This window comes from Paraburkholderia phenoliruptrix, assembly GCF_902859825.1.
GTDB classification, from domain to species: domain Bacteria; phylum Pseudomonadota; class Gammaproteobacteria; order Burkholderiales; family Burkholderiaceae; genus Paraburkholderia; species Paraburkholderia phenoliruptrix.
Genome location: NZ_CADIKB010000088.1, coordinates 1 through 4276 on the forward strand (window position 1 = coordinate 1; position 4276 = coordinate 4276).

A 4276-nucleotide genomic window follows, 5' to 3' on the forward strand; every position below is an offset into this window, starting at 1 on the left:
CCGCCCTGAAGCGTTCGCCCTCGAAATCCAACATTGACCATGATCGCAAGGTCGCATAATCTATGCCGCACCCGCCGTCCCAACCTTCAACTGTCTGTGGGACATTGCCGGGGTCTCGGGTATGGGCTCTTCTGGTGGCAACCTGGTGAAGTCGACAGGCACGGTATTTTTCTCCTGTTCAGTCAACGGTGGCGGATGTTTGCTGCAAGCGGCAGTAAGCACTATCACCAGCGCGTCAAGGCAAGGCGACGAAGGTTCATGTCCTGTATTCCAGCGCCGTACCCGTGAGGTTTTGCAAGATTTTTCACGATTGCCAAAGCGCAAATTTCTGTTGAGGCAGTTCGGTATATGCAGCACCGTGATCGACGCCCGTGTACCCGGCAGCGGCACGCGCGTAGTGAGTTGGCGCTGCACCTGATCGGACAGGTACCCAGAAGCACAACGTTTGCGTCTGTTCGCCTTTTGGCCACAAAAGCAGCACGGCGAATATTCCGACAAGCACGATGGCGAACAACACGATCGTCCAGACAAAGCGAGAAGGCGTCTCGTCCAATACGTACATCTCTGGCAGCAGTTTGTCGAAGTCAACAGGCATCACTTAGCTTCAAAAGGCATTGGGTCGAGGCCGAAGGCTACTGGACACCGCATCCCACAGGGCCACGGCCTCCCCTTCCGTGAGTGACGATTGCCTGATTGTGTCGGCCTCTGCCATAAAATTCGGGCTAGCGGTTTCCATGTCGAGAACAATGTAAGGCGTTTTCGGACTGCCCAGGTAATTCGTTTCCAGCGAGCAATGATGACCCTCCACCTGAACCAGCGTCAGCGCCGATGCCAACACCTCGTCGACCTTCATGCCACTGGGCAGTACGACACTCCCGGATCGAATAACATGGCCCTTTGCCGCTTTCAATGCATCCTGGACTTCCGCGCTTCGTATCCGCCGCAGCAAGGTGCTAGCCGCCTGTAAATTGGCGAAGCTGTCCCAACTGAACGAGACATCCGTTTTGTCGGCAAGGACATAGCTGGTGGAAATTTGCTCTTCTTCTGCAATAGCTTTGCCAGGCATGAATCCGCCCACGAAGCACGTGCCGGGTTCCGTCGGGATTTCGTCTTCGGAGCGGCCTTGCACCCTTTCAATCAAATCGAATGCCAGCCGGCTTTTATCAGGAACATCGTTCACCGGGTTGGGAATTCCGTATGGCGTACCTTCGTATTTCCTTGTGTATTCGGCGTGAATTGAGTCGAAGGCCTCAATGCGCATATCGATTTTATATCCACGATCCCATTTATAGACTTCGATTACGCGCTCTATATCGTTCGTCGCTCCGGAATCGCCCAGAGTTACAAAATATTGCGTATTTTCCTTACCGCGCATACGTCCCCCATCAAGGAAAAATGTATAACCAAGCGTGCTCTTGGTCTCCCTCAATTCTGTGTCGCGCTGGTGCATTTCGTGTTGAAACTGCTCCAGCGACTGGGCCTTTGCAGTGACCCTCACGCCGTCGAACTTTGCATCGCCAATCGGCTGTGCGTTGATCGGCAGATCGATCAGATAACGACCAACGCAGCGCGACTTCATATCCGTTGTCATTTCCCTTACCACCTTCTTCTCTTGTTCGGTGAGCGCCGATGTCTTGGCACCGCACGCCGTCAGCAATACTGCGCAGACTAACCACCCGGTTTTCAACATGCTTCATATTCCATCGAGGTGCCCTTGACGTTGCTTACCAAGCGCGTGATCGCACGAAGCGCGAACAATCGGCACGGCAGCGGGTTGTAAGCGCCCTCGTGGTCGATCCCTTCGAAGGCAACGCAAGCTTTCGTGTATGGCATAGGCGCCCGGCCTGAGCGGATAGGGACGGTGCCGTCGCCGTTTTCCTCTGCCGGTTGCAAAACGAACTCTTCCATTGGCGGAAAGGGTTGCTTGGTTCGGTCAATCACACGCTGAGCGCCAGTGCGAGAATCCCATTTGCCTTCCAGTTCCAGCGGTTTCGCGATAGGTGGCGTACTGGTGGAGAACTGATTGGGCTTGGGCAAAGTCCGTCGCCACACAACATCGCCCCAAGCCTTGTGAACCTTATCGTCGCCATAGAAGGCATACGTGTGGGCGTGATAACGAAGACTGATCGCTGCATGAAATGGTTTCACTTTGTTATCAATCAAGGATTGGAACTTCTCCCAATCGTGATCGACGTTTACTTTGTTCGTATCAAGCGGATTAATGAGTTTGTCGTCTATCAGCCCCCACCACTTGCCACGCTGGGTATATATTTCGCCGTAGGGGTCGTTTTTTTCAGGCAATGAGACAAACTGGCCGCCGTCTCGAATCTTCAACCATCCATTACCGTAATTCGCATCCGGTAGAAGTTGCAATGGCCCCGGTGATTGCGCGAATACAGCCGTTATTTCTGCGGCAGTTGCGCCTAATACATTGCGGCCAATTCCCTCTTCGATCGTATTGCCCGGCTCCCAACCTGCCTTGACACGCTTGTACGCCGTTGCAGAGCCGATGGCAGGCATCACGCTATGCACAACGCCCAGAATCTTCTTGCTCAACCCCAGAACTTCTGAACAATGCCTTGCAACCAACCCTCCCATCGAGTGCGTTACCACAATAACTTTCTCGCAGCGGTAGCGCTTACTATAGTCATCCATGATTCGCTTGATCTCACCGGCCAGGTACTGTGACGAGTCATGATTCGATTTCAGCCAGTTATAGCCCACTGCATGAACAGGAAGTCTGTATTGATACGATAGCTCGACTTCTTCGTCGCTCAGCGTTTCAAGACCAGGTGCCACCACCTGCTTGATCAGACTATTGCGCAAACCGTTTCGGCCATGGTTGGTTCCCGCGTGCGCGTCATCCAGCGCATCCTGTATCCAAACCAGCCAGTCACCGTAGCTCTTCTTTGAAACCGTACCCCAGCCTCGGGAAATCTTCTCGGCGTCAGTGAGCGGCGTGCCTTTGGGGCGATCACCGCTATGGAAGACCTGAGTATTGGTTGGGTTTAGCGTCTGCTTGCGATATGCGGCATCTTTCCAAGACCATGCCAGCATGCCGGGGCCGCTATTGACGACCCATACAGGTTGATTTTTGTTATTCATTAAATTGCTGCCCATGACCCCCGGCACGAAGATCACCGGAATCACCCGGTCAGGCACCATATGACAAACGGCATGGCTGTCGTCTGAAGGTGAGGAAGCCGACAGGTAGTGCACCGAACCATCGTCAGCGTGCTTAGCAGCAAGGATACGTTCAACAGTCATCTGGACGGCTCCATCTGGTCGCGTAATTTTTGGTTAAGTCAAGGTAATGCAAGCGGACGGTCACTCTGGGTCAATGCGCAACCGCATCCCCTCGGCGAAGAGGGTTTTTTGCAACCCCGTCTTCCCTTCCGTGTCCGTAACGCCCCTGATCACGCTGCCGTCTTCACGGAGGACCGAGTACCTGCGGTTTGCCACCGGCTTTCCGCTGTAAGGCCACCTGATAACAAACTCCTCGTCAAAGTTCGCGTGCTTCCAGGTGTTCATTGATTCGCCGAGCGACGACGGACCTTGGCGACTAAATGCCGCCGATTTGATGGTCCGGTTCCCTTCAGTCCCGTCTTCGATGCCGGTTGACGCGATTCGAATGTATGAACCGCCACACCTGAGAATAAGTTCGTTTTTTGCTTCGATCGTCACCCGCCCGTTAGCACTGGTCATTCGCATGTCCTTGTCGGACATCAGGTGCATGTCGTCGCTTTGTGCCTGAATCTCAACTTTGCCGCGGGCCGCAAAGAGCTTCAGGCCAAGTTTCTGCGCGAAGAGCGATACCAGTTCGCCGGCTGCAACCGTAAACCGCTTCATCACACCGAAATCGGCATTCCCGCCCGCCGTGGCAATCAGATTGTCGTTTGCGGTGAGCTGAAGATCCGTTCCGGATGTGAGGCCCATGCCGTCCGGGGCGCTCACTAGGACCCCTGCTTTCTTGAGTTCCTTCAACGTCTCGTCAAGCAATCCGCGCTGGCGGTCATAATCGGCCGCCACGGCCTGCGCCGTTCGGGCGGCCTCGCCCAGTCCACGCATTTGCTGGAGCGCCAGATCGAGCAATCCCTGCGCCCGCGCCATCGCGAGCTGTTGGCCATTGCCAACTGGTTGGGCCTCTGCCGTGACCAAAACGCCCTTCGCACCTCGCACTGCGACATGGCCGTCAGTCCGCAACTCTGCACCCTGCCCACGCTCCTTCCGGTTCTCATCGACCATATGTCCAAGATTGAGCTCACTGGTCTGAAAC

General features: G+C 54.9%; 4 protein-coding genes. All 4 read right to left on the reverse strand.

Annotated features, from left to right (window positions below):
- Positions 1-304 precede the first annotated feature (304 nt).
- Positions 305-595, reverse strand: coding sequence for a hypothetical protein (locus HV711_RS32840; RefSeq protein WP_035484957.1), 291 nt, complete (start codon positions 593-595; stop codon positions 305-307).
- A 9-nt stretch (positions 596-604) separates the two neighbouring features.
- Positions 605-1690 (reverse strand): T6SS immunity protein Tli4 family protein, encoded by a 1086-nt coding sequence (locus tag HV711_RS32845; RefSeq protein WP_035484960.1) that lies wholly within the window; start codon positions 1688-1690, stop codon positions 605-607.
- Positions 1684-3267, reverse strand: a complete 1584-nt coding sequence (locus HV711_RS32850; protein ID WP_035484962.1) for an alpha/beta hydrolase — start codon at positions 3265-3267, stop codon at positions 1684-1686. The genes HV711_RS32845 and HV711_RS32850 overlap by 7 nt, the downstream gene beginning before the upstream one ends.
- A gap of 60 nt (positions 3268-3327) precedes the next feature.
- Positions 3328-4276 (reverse strand): DUF2345 domain-containing protein (locus HV711_RS32855; protein ID WP_175145658.1); only part of this gene is annotated, 949 nt, incomplete at its 5' end.